We start from the raw sequence: 21585 nt of genomic DNA on the forward strand, positions 1-21585 counted from the left end.
CCCTAGTCCTGTCTCCCCTGCGTGTCAGCGCCTTCTGCCTTCTCGGCTCTCTCCCGAGCCGCGCCGTTGCCTGTGCCGTCGAGCCGCTCAAGAACAAGCCGGTAGCCTCCCCGCTCGCCCCTTAGGCATTTGGATACGCGGCTCACCGTGGTGGATGACGCTCCCGTAGCACTTGAGACGTCGACATAGGACCTGCCGGAGCGTAGGAGCGTGGCCACCTCCAGACGCTGCGCAAGGTCACACAGCTCGCGCGGGCTCAGGAGGTCTTCGAGAAAGGCGCGGGCCTCCTCCGGCGTCCTGACAAGGCACACAGCCTCACAGAGGCGTTGCGGCTCCTCGGCGTCAAATGCGTTGTCCCACGTCATCTACGACCTCCCGCACCGATGTTTGCCAACCTACAGCGTCACATGCGTGGGAACCACTTTAGCGCATCAAAGTGCCACGGGGACGCATGGGCTGACGAGCATCTGTCACGTGGAGTATGCAAGGGAGGCGCGACACAAATTGGGCCATCAGCGAGAGGGGGCTAGCTCTTCCCGACACCACCCGTGGGGTAATCTGGCGATGGCTTGTCGGGAGGCACAGCGTCGACGGACTCTCCCCCGCCTCCCTCGCCCGCGGGCTTCCCGCCAGAAAGCCTGTGCTGCGGAAGAATGGCGCCCACGGCGCTCAGGGCAGCTCGTGTGGCATTGGCAACTGACGCGACCGCAGCGTCCCACGTCTCTCCGGCGGCAACCTGGACCAGCTCGCCGATGAGCTCCTTCGTGCGCGGGTCTGCGTCTCTCAATGCCGCCAGTACGCGCTGGGCCCCCGCGGGGTTGCCCACGACCTCGTCAAAGGTGGTTGCTCCCCCGGCCTCGAAGGCGTCGAAGACCTGCCGCGTGAAGAGCTCGCGGTCGGCGAGATTGGCCCCGCGCATCCACTTGTCGAAGATGGCGTTCACCACTTTGCACTGGGGAAGCAGGTCGTCTGCCTCGTCCATCCGGTCCGCATGGACCTGCCAGGTTGTGGGGTCATGCTGAAGAGCGCCATCGCCGGTGCTGCGCACGACGGTCTTGGGTTCCGAGGGGTCATCGAAGAGCATGCCCACCACGCTGTAGGCGGGGACGATGCGCACGCTGCGGCCACCATACACGTCATGGCAACTCAGAGGCACCACCTCTGGCGCCATGAGCGGACCGTCGTTGGAGTAGACGCACTCGATAACGTGACGCAGCTCGTCGGGCAGAAGCACTGCCGAGAAGCCCGCGAGGTTGCCGCCCTTGGAGTGGCCGCCCACCATGAGCCTTACGCCCTCGGCATCGGCCTTGCGCGCTTGCCTCAGCAGGTACTCGGCAGCCAGCCGCTGTGCCTCCGTGACCTCGAAGCTCAGCATGAAGTCCTCGCGCCAGCCAACGAGCGAGTTGTCGGTCCCCCTAAAGGAAACGAAGCGCCGTTTGCCCGGAAGCTCCACCGTGAGCGCGGCAAACTGCAGGTCGCGGTCATGGTCGAAGACGTCCGCGTAGTCGCGGGCGAGCGCCTGCCCAAAGCGCGCGGAAGTCCCCAGAAGCCGCAGATAGCGCTCATCAATCTTCGCAAGCGACCGCACGTAGGGCGAGACGTCGCCGCCTGCACGGTCGAGCAGCGCATCGCACGCGTACGAGACAGTTACCGGTCCCTCCCCCTCGCCGGGGACGATTCCCTTGAAGTCGACGTACGAGAGGATCGAGAGGACCAGGCCGTCACATACGTTGAACGGTCGCTCCGCAAGCGTGATGTCACCCCGTAGGTCGAGGTAGTCGTATATGTTCGCCATGGGAGTTCCCTTCGCGTGAGACAGAGCGGCAGGCCGAGGGGATGAAACGGGCAGCCTGCGAGCCTATGGCTGACAGAAAACTGCGACTCAGTTACGGCTCGGCAGAGATTCCAGGAGGCTCGCTCCCAAGGCCAAGGGCCGGGAGCTCCGAGGAAAAAGAGCCCGGCCGAAGGCATCCTCGGCCGGGCCAGGAAGGACGCATTGCAACCAGCTACTCCATGACCTTGCGGAACAGGGCCTTGATCGTCTCGTGGTCTGCAGGCTTGGGCGTGCCGGGGAAGCAGGCGTCAGCCGCAGCGTCATCTGCAAGCTGGTCGAGGTCTGCCTCGACGAGGCCCTTGCAGGTCTTGGGGATGCCAACGTCCTCGCCGAGCCTTGCGACAGCGGCCACAACGTTCTTGTTCACGACATCGATGGGATCGGTGTCCCAACCGGCGACGTCCATCACGCGGCCGATCTGGCGGTAGCGCTCACCGCAGGCGTCGGCGTTGTATTCCATGCACACGGGTAGAAGCATGGCACACGCAACGCCGTGCGGAGCGTCGTAGTGCGCGGAGAGCGTGTGCGCCATGGAGTGGACGATGCCGAGGCCAACGTTGGAGAAGCCCATGCCGGCGATGTACTGGCCAAGCGCCATCTCCTCACGGCCCTTGCCCGGCTCCCTGGACTTTGCCTCGGACACGGCCTCACGCAGGCTGTGCGAGATGATGCGGATAGCCTCGAGGTGGAACATGTCGGAGAGCTCCCAGGCACCCTTGGTGGTGTAGCCCTCGATGGCGTGGGTGAGGGCGTCCATGCCGGTAGCGGCAGTGAGACCGGCGGGCATCGAAGCCATCATGTCCGGGTCGACAACGGCGACCTCGGGGATGTCATTGGTGTCGACGCACACGAACTTGCGGACCCTCTCGGCATCGGTGATCACGTAGTTGATCGTGACCTCAGCTGCAGTACCCGCCGTAGTGGGCACGGCAATGGTGAAGGTGGCATGGTTCTTCGTGTCGGCCATCCCCTCGAGCGAGCGCACGTCGGCGAACTCCGGGTTCTCGTGGATGACGCCGATGGCCTTGGCAGTGTCCATGGACGAGCCGCCGCCGATGGCGATGATGCAGTCTGCACCGGAGTCAGCCATGGCCGCCACGCCATCCTTGACGTTTTGGATGGTGGGGTTGGGCTTGATCTCGGAGTAGACCTCATAGGGGAAGCCGGCTTTGTCGAGAAGGTCGGTGACCTTGGCAGTGACGCCAAACTTCACGAGGTCGGGGTCAGAGCACACGAAGACCTTGGTAAGGCCGCGGCGAGAAAGCTCACCGGGGATCTCCTTGATGGCACCAGAACCGTGATACGAGATGGTGTTGAGGACGAAGCGATTGACCATAAGCCCTTCCTTCCCGTTGGGTGCCGACGACTCCCCTGCCGCCGTACACATGACTGAGGGCATTCTACCCGGAGCGGGACATCTTGGACTCGAGCGGGCTCCGGCGCAGGGATCCAGCACATCCAAGCACGGGGATGGGCCCTAATCCTGCTTGCGGGCATGCCGCGGCACGTAGGAAGGTGCGCACCCCCTCCTGCGTGTGACAATCCAGCGCAGGGCGAGAAGGCCCGCACCTATGCCAAGGCCAAGAAGCGACAGCACGACGATGGGGGCGCCTTCGTCGGCAGGGCTGAGAAGGGGGACGTCGTTCGCCTGGCCCTGCATGTCGAGCCACTCCTGCGGCGCGTCGCAGCGCTCGGCATGCACGAGGAGCCTGTGCGTGTTCACGCCGTAGGGAGTGCAGGTGACGAGCGTCACGAGGTCCTTGCCCTCTTGTGTGACAAGGCTCTGCGTCTCGTTGGGAAGCACAACCTCGGTTCCGGTCACGCGGTAGGCGTGGTCCTCCCCTAGGACGCGGATGATGAACCAGTCTCCCTCCCTGAGCTTGTCTATGTCACCCAGAATCTTGGCGGAGGGAAGGCCGGTGTGGCCCGCAAGGATGCAGTGCGTCGAAGCGCCACCGATCGGCAGCGAGGTGGTCGGTAGATGCCCTACGCCACGGAGGAGCTGGTCGTCCGAGACCCCATGGTAGATGGGGAGGTTCACCCCGATGGAAGGAATGATGAGCTGACCCATCACCCCGTCGCCCGCAAGGTTAAGGACCTTCGCGTACTCCTCGTCGGAAGGTGTCGCGTTGTTGGGGTCGAAGGGGTCCGACACGGCCACGCGTCCCTCGAGCTGACGCTGGTTGAAATCTCTGGCGGTCTCCCACTCTGCGGAGAGGTCCTGCTCGGAGACCGTGGCGACGACATCCTGCTGACGCTCGCCGACCGCCTCCTGTTCCCTGCGGGCGAGGTAGTCGCTCGCATAGGGGTAGAGGATTGCCGCGATGCCGGCAATGGCGAGCAGCGCGGCAATGACGAGAGCCCGCACGTTGCGTCGGGCCCCCGTGGAAGGGCCGGAGGAGGCAGGTGCCCCCTCCGGCCCTCTCGATCCATGTCCGATACGGTGGAACAAGATGTGCGGCTGCCTACTTGGAGCGCTTCAGGCCGCGCGAGGCAACCACGCATGCGGCCCCGACAAGCGCGAGGCCACCGACGGTGATTGCGACGGTGCCCGCCTCGCCGGTCACAGGCAGCATGGGCTGGTCGGGGTCTACGACGTTACTCGTGCTGACCAGGTAGTTGTTCTCCGTGATGTCGGTTGTGGCGGGGTTGTCCGCCTTAGCGGTGTCCTTGTCGACGGTGAACTTGACATCCTGTGCCTTCTGCTTGCCCGCGGGAACCGTGGTCTCCTTGGCCACGTAGGAGCCGGAGCCAAGGTCCTCGAAGTAGACGTAGGCCTTGCCGTTCACAATCTTGGAAGTGGATGTGATGGCATTGCCGTTCTCGTCCTTGATTTCGTTGCCGGCCTCGTCGTACAGGGTGAAGGCCGCACCCTCGAGGGCGTTCTGGTCCTTGTCGGTCTTGGGGAACACGTAGCCGTAGGTTTGGACCTTGGTCTTGTCGTCGGGCGTGACGGTGGAGCTGTCATAGGGGTTGGGGTTGAAGGTGACCCTCGCCGTGTTGCCGGTCACGTCATTCTCGTCGTGCGAGAAGGCCGCAGAGGTGAGCTTGGCGTTATATGTGATCTCGACAGAGGCACCAGGGTGTGCCAGGACAAAGTCCTTGGCGAAGTCAAAGGTGTAGCCAGTCGTCGCCTGCGTTGTGGTTGCGGCCTTGAAGGCGCTTGCGTCCACGGCTGCGCCGTTCTCCCATACCACAGTGCCCCCGACCTTCACCGTGATGGAACCAGTGTCAATCTCCAGGCCGGCGGAAGGCGTGTCGCTGACGGTGAATGTGGCGTCCTTGGAGTCTGCCGGGTAGTTGGGGACGTTGGTGGTCACCTTGAAGGGCACCATCTGGCCCACCGTGTACGCGTCGGTCTTCTCCTCGTACCTCTCTCCCACGCCCTTCTTGACGGTGACTGGCTCGTTCTTGATCTCCTGGTCCGAGAGCGTCTTGGCCTTGTACGTGCCATCGGTGCCGGCAACGGGGCTGGCGTCGATTGTCGTAGGCTGGAAGACCTTCGTCTTGCCGCTCGTGGACGTGACGACGACCACCCAGTAGCCCGAGTCGAGGGTAAGCGAAGCCTTGCCGTCTTCGCCAGCGTTACCAGTCACCGGACCGGCAACGCCGTGCGCCCCATCGTTTACGAAGGCCTTCGAGTAGGCGTCGCCTGCAGCCTTCTGCGCATCGGCCGTCGTGAGCGCGCCAAGCTCGTCGATGGTGTCATAGTCGGCAGGCAACCCGGTAGCCGGCGTGTACTTGAGCACGTTGTTGCTGTCGATATAAGCGTCGAACACCTGGTATGCAGTGACCGTGTCGCCCTTCTCCAGCCCAGTCACGTTGATCGTGGCATCATCGACATCCGTGATGCCCGTTCCGGTGGTCTTCGCGAAGGCGACCGCCGGGCTCAGCGAGGCAATGAGCGCCGCAGCGCTGAAGAATGCCCCCAAGCTCCTTCTGTAACTCATGCTTCCTCCTTTGTCCTTTGCCCCGCAGGGCATTTCAAGGCCTAACGCTGTACTGCAAAATCCAAGCTCGGACGTACCGGGCGGATTTCCTTGAATGAGGCGAGCCTGCAACCGATGGCGACACACGGCCCTACGGGAGCCGGGAGAGGCCAGCCTTCACGACTGCGGCAGCTATCGCGCTGATTCCCGCCAGGAAGAGCGGGAGGGTTCCCATGCCCCCCGTCTGGGGCAGGCTGTCGACCACCTTCACATCCGTGACGGTGATGGAGAACTGGCCGCCAACGCTGCCAATCGTGGTCTTGGCACCGGAAAGGCTCGTGAACTCGGCCGTACCGTCACCGTTGATCTTGAGGGTCATGGCTCCCTTGGGCAGCTGGTAGCCAGCCGGGGCCTGCACCTCCCTTATGGTGTAGGTGTTGGGCGCGAGCTTCTTCGGGACGAGGATGCGTCCGGACTCGTCTGTCTCCAGCTCGACCACCTCGCTCGCAGCTGAGCCGTCCTTGGCGACGTAGCGGGGGGAGTCGCCGTCCATGAAGCTGACGGTGAACCTTGCGCCTGAGAGGGCGCCTCCCTCGGTCTTGCCATCTGCCGAGACGCCCCTCTTGAGGAGTGAGAAGCCGTAGCTTGGCGTGTTGGAGATGGTGAAGCCCTCGGCCATGGAACCCGTGACATCGGAGGAGTAGCCGACGACAGGCTCCTCGACGACGGAGTAGGCGATTTCCAGGCCTGCGTCGTTTCGCTTGGGGAGGTTCTTCCACACGACGGTGAGCGCGTCGCCCGTCGCTCCTGCGGCAATGGTCCTGTCCTGGCCCTCCACCTTCACAGGTGTGCTGCCATCGACGGACTGCATGAGATGGAAGGTGATCTCTGGGTGTCGCGATGCATCCGCGTCGCCATCATTCCACACCTTCGTCGCCTGGACCTGCACGACCGAACGGTTGGTTATCGTGGGGATGTCCACGGCGACGGCAACCTCATGGCTGGTGGAGGTTATATCGGACGTCGCCTCCGCAAAGGGTGTTGCCTCGGACGAGAGCGTGGTCACCGTGGTCGCCTGCGTCCCGAAGCTTCCGCTGGTACCGCTGCCGTGCGAAGGCTCTGCCACCGTGAACGACCCGAGAACGGTGTAGTTCCAGCTCTCCGAGGTGCGAATCGTGAAGTCATGGGACTCGCTTGTGGTGTCCCACCACTCGACGGAGCCAAAGTCCACCACGCCGTTTGTCACCACAGCGGTCGCTCTCTGCCACCCCACGTTGTCTGAGGGAGACAGGGCGAGTCTCTGACCGTTGTACTGCATTCCCACGTTCACGGTCACGTGAAGGAAATACCTGTCGTAGACCACATGAGTGAGCGTATAGCTCCCCGAGACATCGCCTGCGGTATGGGTTTCCTTAGAGACGGTCACGCGCACCTCGGCACTCTTGCCGCCAACCGAGACGGTATAGGCATAGGTGCCGGCATCGACGGACGAGAAGTCGACCGTCCCAAAGCTGACGCTTCCGTCTGCCCCCACCTGCGCCGATGTCTTCTGCGGCACGGGCGCGCCGGCCGCAGCCGTGACGGTAGCTGTGCCGCCAAGCCCTTCCACCTGCGCAGAAAGGATGCCGGAAAGCGTGCCATCGCCCTGGGAGAACTTCGGTGTGATGGAGGTTTCGTGCAGTCCCGAAGTCACCTCGAGTATGGCTATGTGGCTTCCAGCACTCACGCGGTACGTATAGGTCCCAGGCGCGGCTGCGGAGAAGTCAACTTTGCCGAAGTCCGCCGTGCCGTCCGCACCAATCTCTGCGCTCTCTCTTTCGGGCATGGGAGCGCCCTCGGTCACAGCCGTGATGGTCGCGTCGCCCGTGATGCCCGAGGCCTTAGCCACGAGGTCACCGGCGTCATATGCCGCCGAAAGCGTCCCCTGGTCATAGCTCGTCGTTATGGTGATGGGGTCACCCACGGCCTCCGAGTCGTAGGTGGCCGTCACGATGACGCTTGCCTGCTCGGAGGTGTATACGATGCCGTCCTTGGTATAGGTCCCGTCGCCGTTGGCCTCGGCCCCATCCGGGACCTGCTCGGAGATGGTGTAGGTGCGTGTGATGGTGCCGTCCTGGTAGCCAAAGTCCGATGGGACGAAGCCGGGAACCGAGAAGTGAGCGATGCCATCCGGTCCGTTCGTAGCCACGCCAACCTGGTTGCCGTCCGAGTCCCTGAGCACGAATGTGAACTGGCCATCCTGCAGGGTGTCTCCGACGAGCGCCTTCTTCACCTGGAGGTCGACGTTGTTGCCGCTCTCATAGGAGTTCGTGAACTGGGGGTGGTAGCTCTCGCCGCTTCCCTCCTCCGCGGAGAAGCCGCCATCCGTGTACCAGGTCTTCTGAATGCCGTAGCTGCCATCGCTGGACTGGACGACCGAGGCCTTGAGGTAGTGGACGTGTCCGTCGTACACGACACCGTCCTTGGTGTAGGTTCCGTCCCCGTTGTCCGTGGCACCGTCTGGCACCACCTCGCGTACGCTGTAGAGGTAGGTCTTGCCGGCATTCTGGGCCCCAAGCTGCATGGCGCCAAAGCTGACGCTCCCGTCCTCGGCACAGCCCACGGTCGCTGAGGTGTAGTCGGAGCCCGTCTCATCGGCAGCGACACGGTGCTTTGGGATGCCGATCGGCATGATAGGCGCCGCATCGCCGTCATAGTAGCCACGGAGCTCATACTGGAACTGCCCCTGGCGAAGGCTGACCTTGGAGCCACCGGACGTGAGCGTCTTCTGGGCAGAGATGGAGCCGCCGCCGACCAGGTTGTACTTGATCTTCATGTTGGAGAGCTGGTTTCCGCGCTCCAAGTAGAAGAAGTTCATCGAGTGCTTGGAGTAGTCTGCGAAGGTGTCCCCGCTCCATTCCACCGAGTCCTCGCGCCCCGCTGCCCGGAAGAGCTCCCTCAGGGTGTACGTGCCCGTGCTCCCGCTTGTCCCCACGTCGCTGATCTTGACCTCGCCCGTGCTGAAGTCGATGTCGAGCGTCGACACGCCGTGGATGCCGCCGAGATCTCCCACGAGTACGCCGTCGATGTAGACCCACACGTCATCATCGCCCGAGAACTCGAACTTCATGGGTGCCAGAGATCCGTCGGCCCTCTCGACGACGCCGCCGTAGGGCTGCGTGAAGGGAGTGGTCATGGTGACGCCGAAGTAGTGGTTGTGGAAGTTGCCAGGCCGCCAGTTCACCATGTGGCTCGTGCTGTGGTACTGCGGGGCAATCGTCGTGTCGAAGGGATAGAAGCCGTAATAGGTGCTCTCGTCTCTGCCGTCGAGGTCGTGGCTCGCGTCTGCCGGCAGCGTGGAGACCGTGAACCGTTTGGAGCCCTTGTCGAACATTGCCCAGTTGTCGGCGCTGTTGTAGAAATAGTAGCCGTCAGCGTCCTGCTGGAAGAGGTGGGTGGCGCCTGTGTAGGATGCCTTGCCGTCCTGCGATACATTCGGGTTGAAGAGATATGCAAGGGATTCCCCGCCATTGGCGGATGAAAGCACGGGGTACCCGTCTGCGCCTAGGGTGTCCTGGACGATACCCTGGGTGACGATGCGTCCGTTTGGGTAGTAGTTCGGGTCCCCAGCGGTGGCACCGACGTCACTGTTATAGCGGTGGAACTTGAGCCTGTGGCCAGCATTGATGCCGCGGTCTGCGGGACTCTGTCCCCAGATGGTCTCCCACCTGCTGTCGTCTTCGTCCTGGGAGGAAACCCAGTAGTCAAAGACGTTCATGGTGGAGCCGATTGGGTTAGAGACTGTCTGAAGCGTCTCCGCCCTCGCAATGACGGGACACGCAAGCGCTAGTCCGAGGAGAAGAGCAGCTAGGACGCCCCCCCCCGAATAATTTTACGCAGAGCATAGCCGCGGCAAGGCAAGCCTGCAAAGCGTCTGATAGCCGTCCGGTCCATCCAGTTTCCGCCTTTCAGAGGAAAACGAAGCCACGTGTGGAAGCTCTGCGTGGAAAGCAGCTGGCTGTCTGCTAGGGCCCTATAGCTTTGCGCCGCCGCCTTTCGACGGCTTTGCTTTTTTCACTTCGGTCCTTCATATTGTTTTCAGACATAGTACCTATCCGTATTGCGTTCTGCAAGACCCTTTTTTTCGATATCTGTCCGACTTTTCCGCATATCGCGGGCCCATCCATCAAGCGGCAGCCCAGGGGAGCATAAATGAAGATTCGCAGAGCTCTCGGCCTCACACATGAGCCTCACTTCATGCAGCGTACATACGAGGAAGGCTCCATGAGGATAGTCACATCGAATGAAATAGCACAATCTTAGAGACCCCATGGAATACGGCTCTCCCCTAAGGCTTCCTCGCGCAACCCAGGCACCCAAGCGGCTCTTCGTTGCGCTGCGCTTCTCAGCAGACGAGCGGGCAATGCTTGCGCAGACGCGTGACGGCGTGCTTGCCAGGCTTCGCGCCGGACGTCCCACCCCCACCGAGAACATCCACCTGACGCTGGCATTCCTTGGGATGCTTGACACTTCGGGCGAACAGCGCGCCAAAGAGGCACTTGGCGTCGCGGCAGATGCATGCGGTCCCGTGAGCCTCTCGCTTGGGCCGCTTGGCGTCTTCGAGCACCGGAGTGGAGGCATTGTGTGGCGCAGCGTCTCTCGTGAGGTGGGGCTTCTCCGTCTGCAGCGGATACTCATGCGCGAGCTTTCCCGGTTGGAATTGCCCGTGGGCGAGAAACCCTTCGTGCCGCACGTGACCCTGGTGCGCGGGGCGCATCCGGCGCGAAACGAAAGATGCGGCATTACTCCTGACCTGCAGCGCGTTTGCGATGAACTCTCTTCTGGGCTGCCCCCTCTTGAGACGCGCCACGCAGGGGTCGCACTCATGTGGAGCCACCACCCTGAGGGCGGCAAGCTCACCTACACGCCGATTCTCACTATGCCGCTCCGCGGCGGCGAAGCGGCCGGAGCATAGCCGCGAAATCCGAACGGTTAAAGGCAGCTAACCGGCGATTTATTGCGGAGCCATCATCTATTCGTGATTCCTCGACGCTTAAGCGTAGGCAAACGTCCGGAATTGGTCGTGTGCCGAAAGATGGTGTCACGGGCCGCTTCGAGATGGAAGCGGCCATTGCCTAGAATCACATTTTGCGGAATGCAGGATTCGAGAGAAAGGCAACGGCCGCCATGGACACTCTACAGGAAAGGAAGCGATGCAGAACCTACCGTTCAGAGGCAACGGCGCGATCGACCACCTGAACGAGATGATGAGGCGCAAGCTCGAGCACATGGCCAACCAGATCATGGACTGTTAGACCGACGCCCTGGCCTACCTGGACTTTCCCCACGGGCACCATGTCCGGCTGCGCACCAACAACGTCCAAGAGCGCACCAACGAGAAGACAAAGCGCAGGACGAAGGCCGGCGGCGTGTTCCCGTCGGCCGAGTCGATGATGCGCCTCGTGGGCTCGGTGCCGATGGACGTCAACGAGGAGCGGCTGGAGATGGGCTTCATCGACGCATCCTCCCTCAAGGGCGTCTGCAGGGCGGAGCACGATCTCGGCCCGGTGTCCGACAACGTGATCGAGAAGGCGAGGACCTACGTCACGGCCGCTATCGAGGAGAGGCTTGGGAGGGCTGCGTGATGCTGGTGTAGAATGCAACCGGTTCCAGGCGATGCTCCGTTCGCTCGGACGGGTCTAAGCCCGCATCTCCCAAACGGAGTCGTGACACCAACAATCGGCACACTGACCTATCACAATGCCAGGAGGATGCATTCCGCACCGGGATGCAGGCCTCCAGCCGAGTTCAAGCACGAGAGCGCATGAGGACGCCTAAGCGATGGTCCAATTTGGTTTGACCACTTCACCTCCTGCACCATACGCGGTCCAAGATTCCCGCCGCAGTCCCAAGCCACAACTCAGAGGCCATCAAACACACGAGTTATTCCACATGTAGCATTTTCCTGTGCGGCAGGCCCAGGCATTCAAGAAAGTCAGTCAACAGCCGTGGTTGGCCTGCCCAAAACCACGAAGGCTCTCCATGGGCTTCCAGTCAGAAGGGGCGCTGGTCTGTCTCAAAGATCCCAACGCCACAGGCAAATGGCCATGCATGATGGCCAGTCGGACGCACGTCCTCGAGCAGGCGGAGAATGTCGAGTGTGCCTCGGCAGCCAAACCGCTGGGAGCCCTGCCTGCACTCAAGAAGCGCCTGCATGGAAAGGTCTTGGTACTCAGCGCTGAGGGGCTTGATGTAGAGGATCTCGCATGGCGTATCGCGTAGGACAGCCCTTGGTCGGTCAATGACAAGCTCAACCCTTTGCTTCTCAAACTGCAGCCGCCCGTCTTGCCCAATCTCTCCCCCGCCAGCAGTTGGAAGGGACAGCTGATAGCTCCTTTGCAGCGGCAGAATGTAGGCGCACAAGATTCCGCAATCTACCAGAGGCACGTCCTCCATGAGCAAGCCCTCGTCATCCACATCTCCCAACGATGAGGAGCGCCTTATGATGCTGACATCATGCCCGAGGACCTGCTCTCCCAGGGAGCCATACCCAAGGGGTTCGTTGGACTCGATGGCACCCTCGCAAAAGGCCCCCCGCACAAACGCGCATACCGAACCCCATGCCGTGTCAGAAAAAAGCAGCTGGCCGCGTGGTCTGCCCGCAGGAGGGGCCTCTCTTCCCAGGTCACGCGCCAAACGACTCGCGCTCTCCCCCATGTCCGAGGTGACCTCACAGCTTGCGTACATGGGAGGGTCTGCACAAAAGCATGAGGCCCGAATGAGACGCGCGCTTCTGTCAAGCTCTGTCATCGTCTTACTTCCACGCATCTCCCTGATGCGAGTCCGCCTGAACCAAAGCTCGATGGCACAATTTGTCTCGAGGCCATGCCGTGAGGCCAACATCGTTTGTAGGCGCACGGCAAGCTCAAAGGAATCCTGCCTCGAGCCAGCACTCACACACTTCACCTCGGATGCCTCATCGTGTCTCGCGGCATGAACGCCGCACTTGTCAGCGAGTGGACGTAGCTGCTGGATGGCAGGTACCGTCCACCCAGTCAGGTCGAGCTCAAAAGGCGCCTCCTCTCGCGCCCACTGACGAACCCAGACGCTGTTTTCCGTCACGTCAAGACAGGATTCACGCGAGAGCGTGCCTCCACGCCTTGTAATCCCCTCGGCACTGATGCAGCACTCATAGTCAAGCGTTGTGGCGACCCGGCGCTCAAACTCAGCCGTACCGCTACTCATTCGCGGTCGTCCTTCCTCAACATGTAGGCTGTGCCAGAGATGCGCAGAGGCTCGAGCACGACGCTCGGGGCACGATAGCCAACCCTCACGGTCTGCCCGCCCTTGAAGCAGTCTGCGAAAAATGCCCGCTCGTCATCTCCCATGTAGGGAATGCGTTCCAGCGCGTCGATAACGTTGCCTGTCACAACTGCATGCGGCAGCAGGGCGACGCGAACCCCTTCCTGCACAATTGCGCCAGAGCCCTGTATCCAAAAGTTCATGGAGCCAGGCATAACCGACCCATTAAGAAACTTCTCCATACGAAAATAACGAACGGGCAGACTGGGACGCTCGATGTGCGTGGAGGAGCTGACCAGGCTCATGCGCATCCTTGGCAGCGGCGGGTAGAAGATGGACTCCGCGCGCGCAAACCCCGAAAGCCCGCCTTCACCGCTAAATCGCTGAGTGTCCATCGTATTGCAGAGTTTGCCGTCTGCAACGAGAGTAATGGGCACTATCTTTGTCCCCTCGTCGTCGAACTTGTTCAGGCCACACACGCGCTCGTAGTCCCTGACGTCATCCCTGAAGATGATCTTCGGATCGAATGACGCGTGCGACAGCCGGGCTTTTACCAGTTCATAGGTGTCGCGCTCAATCATATGGCCGATTATCTCATGGAAGAACGCGCCAGCGGCCCTTGGCTCCAGCAGGACCGTGAGAGCCTCATCGAGCTGTTCGAATGCGGCAGACCTTCTCACTAGCGTAGCCATGGAGAGCTGTGACCCAACGACAGTACTCGTGAAATCACGGATGTCCTCCATCAAAGTTTCAGGTAATCCCTCGGAGAGGGGCACTTCCTCAACAAAGCAGTTGCCCGACTCCGTTCGAACGACTATCTTGAATGAGTTATAGAAGCGCACATCCTCACAGGCCGAAAAGCGCACAAGCTCATGGTGCTCCTCGTAGTGGACAATGAGCTGCATCCTCAGGCGTCGCAGCCTTGCCGCGCATCCACAAAAGAACTCCTCCAGCGCTGTGCGACTGTCCAGCAGGCTGCCAAGGACATCCGATGCCGCATGACATGCGCAGACCCGCTCGTTGAATCGGTAGCCACCATCATTCTGGAAGCCCACACCCACGGAGCCGGTACTCAGGAACGTAAGACGCCCACGAATAAAGGACAGCGTATTGACTTCCACCCGCCTCAGAGTCCTGTGTGCACCACGCCTACAGGTCACGGACGTTCCCCTTGTAGAGGTGCCCGTAGCGTAGGAAGCACAGGACGTAGGACGCCAGCCCCACCGCGACGCAGGCAAAGGCAAACTGCGGGAGCGCTGTGAGCGGGTCGAAGATGAGGGCGAGCGGGAAGCTCGCACCCACGCATGCGCACATCCAAGCCGGGCTCCTGTCCAAGCACCCGCGCAGCCACCACAGGTTCACGGCCATGCCCACCCCCATGAGCAGGAAGAGCACGGAGCATACTACCACAGTGAGGGTTCCCGCGCCTATCGCGGTACCCTGGAGGGCTCCGACGGTCAGGAAGAACCCCACGGTAACGGGGCAGAAGGCCAGCAAGGAGACGAGTGTAGGCACGACGGCCTTGGAGAGGAAGTACGCACCTGGTCTGACCCCGCCTAGCATAACGTTGACCAGCGTGCCATCGCGCTTGTCCTCCGACAGGGAGACGGAGTAGTACTCCACGAAGCCTGTCGTCCCCGCAATCGCCATGGCCGTGATGCGCGCGTACTCGTCCCCGAGGACGTGGGCGGTCAGCCCGAACGGCGCGACAAACGCCAGCGCCACGAACCCGACCACACAGACCAGCAACCAGAACAGCGAGGACGTTCGCGTCCTGACGAGACAGAGATCCTTCCACACGAGCGCCCGGACGACCCTACGCATCAGAACCGCCCCCCACACCCTCCGTGTGCCGCAGGTAAGATGCCCTCAGATCCCCTTCGCTCAGGGACCTCGGGTCATGCTCGTCGGCGACCACCCGACCGCCCTGCAGCACGACCAGTCGGTCGGCGACCTCGCGAGCGAACGAGAGGTCGTGCGTCACCACGACGGCGCTCGCGCCGCGCTCGCGCCTCAGCTTCAGCTCTCGTACCAGCAGCTCCCAGGTCATGGGGTCGATGGAGTTGGTCGGCTCATCGAACATCACGAGCGTGGGACCGAAGGCGAGGCCCGAGACGAGGTTGGCCCTCATTAGGAGGCCCGACGAAAGCGCCTTGAGGGGAACACCAAGCTGGCCCTCCAGCCCAAAACGGCACACGAGACCGTCCTCGACGGGGGCACCCAAAAGCAGCGAACGGAACCTTAGATTCTGCCTGAGCGTGAGTTCTCCGTTGAAGCCGAAGTCACCCGAGAGCAGGAAGATGCGGCTGTGGGATCCGACAACCCGCTTGTTGATGACGACCCCGCCGGACGCCGGCCTCAGCAGCCCATAGACCAGCCGCAGGAGCGTGGACTTGCCCGCCCCGTTGTGCCCGAGCAGGCAGGTGACCTCGCCCGCCCCAAGCGAGAGCGAGAAGCCGGAGAAGACCTCGACCCTGGGTTTCCTATACGCGAAGGAGAGGTCCTTGATGTCGATAACGGTATCGGGATCCTCGCTCATGCGACCACATCCAAAAGTCGTTGTATGCGTTTCTCCTGCATCTCAAACCATGGGCAATTGGAAGTGGAATCCCTGTTTGCCAAGGCCGCCGCGATACATCCTCGGCAGGCAGAGAAGTTCGAGCACTGTCCGCATGTTGCTTCGCAAGGGGTCGACACGCCTTTCATAAGTGTGTTTGTCTTGCGCACTACTGCCATCAGGGGCTCGTCAATCACGTTGCCTAGCTTGCACATGAGCATGGGGCACGGGCGGGCATTGAAGTCTGGGTCTATGACCATCATTTTGATACCTGCACCACAGGCATGGTCGATGGTCGACGAGTCATGCGTTTCAAGGGCCTCTATCCTAAAGTCGTCTGTATCAAACTTGCTCTTAAGTCTCTCGATGAGCGGGCGCATGCTGCCCTCGCTCCATGAGGTACCAAGGCGCGAGGAAGTCGCCCTTCCCTCCTGCAATAATGCACCGAGTCTAAGGACGGAAACACGTCGCGCTCTCATGCTTTCACAAAGAGAAGCAATCTCCGCTTCAGTTTGTGAGATGAGAGTCGTAGCCACGCTCACCTTCACGCCCTTGCATATAGCCAAATCTATAAAGGCCAGCGCCCTAGTAAACGCATCTTTGCGACCTCTTATCTTGTTGTGATAACCCTCAAATCCATCAATGCTTACCTGCACCAGATCCATAGGACCTGACAGAGCAGAAAGAACGTGTGCCATAACAGCATCAGAAGCATACCCACTGGTCGCTATGGATACCGGCGTGTGCTTTTGCTCAAGATGCTCAATCAGCTCGACAAGATACGGGTAACCCAATGGCTCCCCGCCCGTAAGCTGTATACCCTGAACACCGATAACGTCCACGATCTCGTCAACCAGGGAGACAGCGGAGCGATAATCCATCATCGGCCCATCTGCAGCATCAAGATAACAGTGCATGCAGCGCAATGGGCAACTGTGCGTAAGCTCGAGAATAAAACTGTTAGGCGTATATACCTCACTTGTGCCAAGCACAGGAATACAAACGTCACGCTCCCGTCGCCGCTGCTTGAACCCAACAACGCCAAGGCTCACAAGCTTGCCAATGAATTCACAGCAAAGCCGATTAAGATCTTCATGGGAGGTAGAATACCTGCGTGCAAGTTCATCAAGAATCTCACGCTGTGTGTGAGCGCCATCCAGCCATTTGACAATCTCAAGTGCCGAGCTGTTGATTACAAGAGGGACTCGACGAGCCGGGAGATCAACAAACAGAATGTTATATGAAGGTTGCCGCTTAATGAAAGCGGCAACCTTGAAAGTAGGAAAACCGTTCAATGATTGAGACACGATTGTGTCAGCCAAGCGCTACAGCAGCGTATGAACAAAGTGCAATAATAAAGGGCCCCGTTCCCATCCCTCCAATGATGGTAGCCGCTACAGCTGGATAGAGTGCGCAACCACCAAGCCCATCTGCAAATTCCTCTGACCCAAACGCAATTGTAGGTGCTTCCATTTCTTGCCTAGCAGTCTTTTCCATTTCACGCGCATTCATAACAAACCCCTCCTTTGAACGCATCCCATACCAGTCTAGGGAGCTTGAAAAGAATATACACCCATGCTCTTATATAATTTTGCGTTCGGGTACTGCAAGCGGTTGATTTGTTCCGGTAGACGAATCATCAGACAGGTCGTGAGGCAGGATGGGTCTTCAGCTGGCTGCGTCAGGGCACAACATGGGGCAGAGCATCAGAACCATGCCGTGAGGGCCTCGCCCACTCAAAGGAAGAGCGTCAGTAGGGCCTCTTCCTGACGAGCATGCCGGAGAGCAGCCTGCCTCCGGAACACAGCATCCCTGCCATCCGAACGAGCACCGCTTCGAACGGCATGCGATGTGGGCGATGGTGTCGAAGCTCTCCGAAGCGAAGGTCCGCGTAAGGAGGAGGAAGATCCACCAATGCCTTCCCGAAAGGGCTCGATTCCGTCGTCCAGTCTGCCAGAGGCGCCGCTAGGGGCTTCGGGAACACTGCCTACTTCAGGACCATCATCTTCCTCAGGCTCGGGAAGCCAGGCTTCTCGATCCAAAGTCTGCTGGCATGCGCTACCCACTAGAAACGCCAAAGAGCCAGAAACTGTCGGATAAGTGCAGCTAACCGACCACGAAAGACCTAAACGGTGAGAAATCACGAGAGAGACCTGTGGGATGCACCTTGCAGTGCCAAATTGACGCCGGAAGGCCGATTGCCGCACCCCACGCCTGGCGCAAAAATGCGCCGTCACGCTAAAGCTACAGCGTGCGCAGTGCGTCTACCAATGCGGTCTTGGCCTCGGTCTTCTCGTCTTTCATCTTGATCACGCGCGCGGGGCACCCAGCGACAACGGCCTCCGCCGGCACGTCCTCAGTCACCACGGCACCCGCCGCGACCACGGCACCCTTGCCCACGCGGCACCCCTCGATCACCACGGAGTTGGCACCGAGAAGCACGTCATCCTCGATCACGACGGGCGTTGCGCTCGCGGGCTCAACGACACCGGCAAGCACGCAGCCGGCGCCCACGTGGCAGCGCGCGCCAACCATCGCGCGCCCACCCAGTACCGCCCCCATGTCGATCATCGTGCCCGGGCCGACGACCGCGCCAATGTTGACGATCGCACCCATCATGACCACGGCATTGTCGCCAATCTCCACCTGGTCGCGGATAATGGCGCCAGGCTCGATGCGAGCGTTCACCCCGCGCACGTCAAGCAAGGGTACGCCGGAGTTGCGCCGGTCGTTCTCGACGACGACGTCGAGAACGTCGTCGCCTGCCGCCTCGAGGGCGGGCCCCACCTCGGACCAATCGCCAAAGACGACGAGGTCACCCGTTCCAAAGACGTGAGAGTTGGGCCCAAAGTCCACACTCGCCCCGGGGACAAGCTTGACGTATGCCTTGACCGGCGTCTTCTTTGGTGCGCCTGCAATGAAGTCGATGATTTCCTGGGCGTCCATGGGGTCCCCTCTCGTAGTCGCCTTGCTGCGCGTTGCTCAGCCTATCCCAACCAACTATCCAAACATGAGCGTGTCGAAGTCGTAGAAGCCGGCCTCGCGTGCACGCAGGCGCCTTGCCGCGGCAATGGCGCCGTTCACGAAGATCTGGCGACTCGTCGCGCGGTGCGTGAGCACGACCTCCTCGTCATCGCCGAGGAAGAGCACCTCGTGCGTCCCGGCCACAGTGCCGCCGCGCAGGCTGTGCATGCCGATCTCGCTGGCGGGTCGCGGCCCCACGATGCCCTCGCGCCCGTGAGCCACGGACTTCTCGCCTGCGGGGTCCACAGCCTGGAGCAGCATCCTTGCCGTGCCCGAGGGGGCGTCGACCTTGCGGTTGTGGTGGCACTCTACAATCTCCACGTCCCAGCCGGGAAGCGATGCCGCCGCCTCGCCCGCAAGGTGGCGTAGCGCCGCCACGCCGAGCGAGTAGTTGCCGCTCCAGATGACGGGCGCTGCCTCCCCCAAAGCCCGCAGGCGCGAGAGGTCGTCTTCCGTAAGGCCCGTCGTCCCCGAGACCAGGGCGGCATGCGTGCGCCGCACGTAGGCCTCCACATGGGAAAGGGAGGCGGGTGCCGAGAAGTCAATCACGAGGTCTGCCGCCGGCGCGTCCGAGTCCAGCTCGGAGATGTTATCCACGTCGTAGCCATCCGCAAGCGAGAGCTCCGCGTCCGCCTCGACAGCCGCGCAAATCAAAGACCCCATGCGCCCTCTGGCACCAACCACAACTACGCTAGCCAAGCAGACCAGCCCCCCTCATGGCAGCCTCGAGGCGAGCATCCGCCTCGGGCGAGAGCTGCCAGAGCGGCAGGCGCACCGTAGGCCCGGTGAGCCCCATCTTGGCAAGCGCCGCCTTCACGGGGATGGGGTTGACCTCCCCAAAGAGCGCATGGATCAGGTCGAGGTTCTCGAGCTGGACCTTGAGCGCGCCGGCAGTGTCGCCAGAGAGCCACCTTGCGCACATGTCATGCACCGCATGTGGGGCGACGTCTGCCCACACCGAGACAACGCCCACGCCACCCAGGGAGAGAATCGGCACCACCATGTCATCGTTGCCGCTCATCATGCGGAAGTCGTCCGTGAGGTAGCGCGCCACCATCGTCGCATAGGAAATGCTTCCCGAGGCCTCCTTGATGCCCCACGCGTTGGGGTGCGTGGCCAGGCGCGCGACGTTCCCCTCCGAGATGGAGCAGCCCGTGCGACCGGGGATGTTATAGAGCAGGCAGGGCACGTCGACCTGGTCGAGGACCGTCGTGAAGTGGCGGTAGATGCCCTCCTCGTTGGACTTGTTGTAGTACGGCGTGATGAGGAGCAGGCCGTCAGCACCAAGCTTCTCGAGGCCCTTTGCCTTGCGCAGCGACTCGGCCGTGGAGTTGGAGCCGGCGCCACCGATGACGGGCACGCGACCCGCCACGCGGGCGATGACCGTGCTCGCGACTTCGAGGTCCTCCTCGTCAGTCATCGTCGACGACTCGCCTGTGGTCCCCAGGACCAGGATGCCGTCGGTCCCGTTCTCCAGGTGGAAGTCGACCAGGCGCTCCAACGACCCGAAGTCGATGGAGCCGTCCTCCAGAAACGGCGTGACCAGCGCTACGACAGAACCGGTAAGTCCCTGCATGTCCATTGTGCGTCCCCTCTCGTACCTGCGCCGCCAGGCGCCCTGCGCGTAAAAGAACCGTTAGTCTTCCAGATGGGCCAGTGCCGAGAAGCGCGAACCCGGGAAGTCGAGTGTCGCAAAATAGTCTGCCGGCGTCTCGGCCCGCCGGATGAGATCGAACGAGCCGTCCTCGCGCAAGAGCAGCTCCGCCGAGCGAAGCGTGCCGTTGTAGTTGTAGCCCATCGAGTGCCCGTGGGCGCCGGCATCATGAATGAAGAGCAGGTCGCCGATTGTGACCTCGGGCAACATGCGGCCCTTGGCAAACTGGTCTGAGTTCTCGCAAAGCCTGCCTACCACGTTGTAGCGATGGGTTTCGGGCTCTCCCTCGTGCCCCATCACGCTGATGTGGTGGTAGGCACCGTAGACGGCAGGTCGCATGAGGTTGGAGGCGCAGGCGTCAACGCCCAGGTAGTCGCGGTAGGTGACCTTCTCGTGCATCACGCGGGCCACAAGCCCTCCCGCAGGAGCCAGCATCCAGCGGCCAAGCTCGGCCGCAAGCGACACGTCACCCAGGCCCGCGGGGGCAAGGACCCCCTCGTACACGTCGCGCACGCCAGCACCAACCGCAGCGATATCCACGGGGACGTCTTCCGGCCGGTAGTCCACGCCGATGCCTCCGGAGAGGTCCACGAGCCCCACGCGCACCCCAACCTCGCGCGAGAGTCGCACGGCAAGCTTGAAAAGCACGCGCGCAAGGCGTGGGTAGTAGTCCTCCACCTGCGTGTTCGAGGCGAGAAACGCGTGAAGCCCAAACTCGGTCACGCCCATGGCAGAAAGCCTGCGCGCGGCCTCCATGACCTGCTCGACCGTCATCCCAAACTTCGAGTCCTCGGGCTCGCCAATGATGCCGTTGGAGGCCTCGAAGCTCCCGCCTGGGTTCACGCGCAGGCAGACCATGGAGGGAAGCTTGCCGTCCAGCGCCCGCACCAGGCAACCCACCATGTCAAGCGAGTCGAGGTTGATGATGGCACCCAGCTCGTGGGCTCGGCGGTAGTCCACGTCGGGCGTGTCGTTCGAGGAGAGCATGATGCGCTCGCCTCGCACGCCGCAGGCATCGGCGAGCGCAAGCTCTGTGCCGGTCGCGCAGTCGCAGCCACAGCCCTCTTCGGCGAGAATCGAGATGACCGTGGGATTTGGGGTGGCCTTTACGGCAAAGTACTCACAGAAGCCCGGATTCCACGAGAAGGCAGCCTTGAGGGCCCGTGCTCGCTCGCGGATGACCTTCTCGCTGTAGACGTAGAAGGGCGTGGGCCATTGCGCAGCGGCACGCTCGAGCTGGTCCTTTGTGGCAAACGGTTGCTTCTCCCCCATGGCTCCCCCAGACGCGTCTGCAGGGGCGCCGCCG

At 61.8% G+C, this 21585-nt stretch carries 17 protein-coding genes and 1 riboswitch; of the genes, 2 read left to right on the top strand and 15 right to left on the bottom strand.

The window, feature by feature from the left end; all coding sequences use genetic code 11:
* Positions 1–2: 2 nt before the first annotated feature.
* The 6 genes from ACO59D_RS04475 to ACO59D_RS04500 form a co-directional block, all read right to left on the bottom strand.
* The gene (locus tag ACO59D_RS04475; protein ID WP_130812323.1) at positions 3–365 is read right to left on the bottom strand and encodes a YerC/YecD family TrpR-related protein; all 363 of its coding nucleotides are present in this window, start codon (positions 363–365) and stop codon (positions 3–5) included.
* Positions 366–526: 161 nt separating this feature from the next.
* Entirely contained in the window at positions 527–1795 is a 1269-nt protein-coding gene (locus ACO59D_RS04480; RefSeq protein ID WP_485125940.1) for an Mbeg1-like protein, read from the bottom strand.
* Positions 1796–2006: 211 nt separating this feature from the next.
* Positions 2007–3170: a lactaldehyde reductase gene (gene fucO / locus ACO59D_RS04485; protein WP_485125941.1), complete on the bottom strand. Its 1164-nt coding sequence runs from the start codon at positions 3168–3170 to the stop codon at positions 2007–2009.
* A 141-nt stretch (positions 3171–3311) separates the two neighbouring features.
* Positions 3312–4202 carry a class C sortase gene (locus ACO59D_RS04490; protein ID WP_485125942.1) on the bottom strand — a complete coding sequence of 297 codons (891 nt, stop codon included), beginning with the start codon at positions 4200–4202 and terminating at the stop codon, positions 3312–3314.
* Positions 4203–4299: 97 nt separating this feature from the next.
* Entirely contained in the window at positions 4300–5784 is a 1485-nt protein-coding gene (locus ACO59D_RS04495) for an isopeptide-forming domain-containing fimbrial protein (RefSeq protein WP_485125943.1), read from the bottom strand.
* Between the two features lie 130 nt (positions 5785–5914).
* Positions 5915–9520, bottom strand: coding sequence for a Spy0128 family protein (locus tag ACO59D_RS04500; protein ID WP_485125944.1), 3606 nt, complete (start codon positions 9518–9520; stop codon positions 5915–5917).
* Positions 9521–9748: 228 nt separating this feature from the next.
* Positions 9749–9822, bottom strand: a riboswitch (cyclic di-GMP riboswitch).
* A 250-nt stretch (positions 9823–10072) separates the two neighbouring features.
* On the opposite strand from ACO59D_RS04500, the gene thpR reads away from it, so the two are divergent.
* Positions 10073–10717 carry an RNA 2',3'-cyclic phosphodiesterase gene (gene thpR / locus ACO59D_RS04505; RefSeq protein WP_485125945.1) on the top strand — a complete coding sequence of 215 codons (645 nt, stop codon included), beginning with the start codon at positions 10073–10075 and terminating at the stop codon, positions 10715–10717.
* Positions 10718–11066: 349 nt separating this feature from the next.
* On the top strand, positions 11067–11387 hold the full coding sequence (locus ACO59D_RS04510; protein WP_485125976.1) for a transposase: 321 nt from the start codon (positions 11067–11069) through the stop codon (positions 11385–11387).
* Positions 11388–11796: 409 nt separating this feature from the next.
* Here ACO59D_RS04510 and ACO59D_RS04515 read toward each other — a convergent pair whose 3' ends face one another.
* From ACO59D_RS04515 to ACO59D_RS04555, 9 genes are all read right to left on the bottom strand, one after another.
* Positions 11797–12489 (bottom strand): metallopeptidase TldD-related protein, encoded by a 693-nt coding sequence (locus tag ACO59D_RS04515; protein ID WP_485125946.1) that lies wholly within the window; start codon positions 12487–12489, stop codon positions 11797–11799.
* A gap of 494 nt (positions 12490–12983) precedes the next feature.
* Positions 12984–14165 carry a metallopeptidase TldD-related protein gene (locus ACO59D_RS04520; protein WP_485125947.1) on the bottom strand — a complete coding sequence of 394 codons (1182 nt, stop codon included), beginning with the start codon at positions 14163–14165 and terminating at the stop codon, positions 12984–12986.
* A gap of 28 nt (positions 14166–14193) precedes the next feature.
* A complete protein-coding gene (locus ACO59D_RS04525; RefSeq protein ID WP_485125948.1) occupies positions 14194–14868 on the bottom strand; it encodes a hypothetical protein in 675 nt (224 codons plus the stop codon).
* Positions 14861–15583: an ATP-binding cassette domain-containing protein gene (locus ACO59D_RS04530; RefSeq protein ID WP_485125949.1), complete on the bottom strand. Its 723-nt coding sequence runs from the start codon at positions 15581–15583 to the stop codon at positions 14861–14863. Before ACO59D_RS04530 ends, ACO59D_RS04525 begins: the two co-directional genes overlap by 8 nt.
* Positions 15580–16923: a radical SAM protein gene (locus ACO59D_RS04535; protein ID WP_485125950.1), complete on the bottom strand. Its 1344-nt coding sequence runs from the start codon at positions 16921–16923 to the stop codon at positions 15580–15582. Before ACO59D_RS04535 ends, ACO59D_RS04530 begins: the two co-directional genes overlap by 4 nt.
* Before the next feature lie 922 nt (positions 16924–17845).
* Positions 17846–18547, bottom strand: coding sequence for a 2,3,4,5-tetrahydropyridine-2,6-dicarboxylate N-acetyltransferase (gene dapD, locus ACO59D_RS04540; protein ID WP_485125951.1), 702 nt, complete (start codon positions 18545–18547; stop codon positions 17846–17848).
* Positions 18548–18601: 54 nt separating this feature from the next.
* Positions 18602–19324 (bottom strand): 4-hydroxy-tetrahydrodipicolinate reductase, encoded by a 723-nt coding sequence (gene dapB / locus ACO59D_RS04545; RefSeq protein WP_130812337.1) that lies wholly within the window; start codon positions 19322–19324, stop codon positions 18602–18604.
* Positions 19317–20207, bottom strand: a complete 891-nt coding sequence (dapA, locus tag ACO59D_RS04550) for a 4-hydroxy-tetrahydrodipicolinate synthase (protein ID WP_485125952.1) — start codon at positions 20205–20207, stop codon at positions 19317–19319. Before dapA ends, dapB begins: the two co-directional genes overlap by 8 nt.
* A gap of 54 nt (positions 20208–20261) precedes the next feature.
* Positions 20262–21551 (bottom strand): diaminopimelate decarboxylase family protein, encoded by a 1290-nt coding sequence (locus tag ACO59D_RS04555; protein WP_207302713.1) that lies wholly within the window; start codon positions 21549–21551, stop codon positions 20262–20264.
* Positions 21552–21585: the final 34 nt, after the last annotated feature.

It is taken from the genome of Tractidigestivibacter sp. (assembly GCF_057241865.1).